Here is a 518-nt window from a genome sequence, read left to right on the forward strand (position 1 = left end):
CGCCAGCGAGAACACCACCGATCGCCACAGGATCTGCCAGCCGCTGCCATTGAATACGACCTCGCGCCGCGTGCCCTCGATGTTCCGGCAATTCCAGCGCATCCAGAACGCGATCACCCAGGCCCAGCCGATGATGGTGATGGTCGAGATCATCATCAGCAGATACCAGCCGACATAGCCGATCGCGCTGCCCTGGAACGAGAGCGGCAGACGCTCGCCGTTCGAGGTGAGGTTGGCAACGATCCAGCGCAGGATCACCCAGGCGAGAAACGCATTGGCAATCACGGCAAGGAGCGGCGCGAACGATATGCCGGTCGCGCCGGCGTAAGTCAGGAGCGCGTTGGCCATCAAGGCCCACCAGATGTCCATCGGCTGGCCGGCAAAGCCGAAATTCGGGCGGCCCGGAACCTGGATGTGCGACGTGATGTATTTGTAGAACCAGACGGTGACCCAGGGTGCGGGGATAACCAGCAGGATGCCGATCACGAACACGATGCTGCGGCCGAGAAGGCCGAACG

General features: G+C 62.5%; 1 pseudogene. It reads right to left on the reverse strand.

Annotated features, from left to right (window positions below):
- Nucleotides 1–518, reverse strand: a pseudogene (locus tag AC1D00_RS44785) (hypothetical protein); the annotation flags it as partial.

It is taken from the genome of Bradyrhizobium sp. P2_E8 (genome assembly GCF_056403875.1).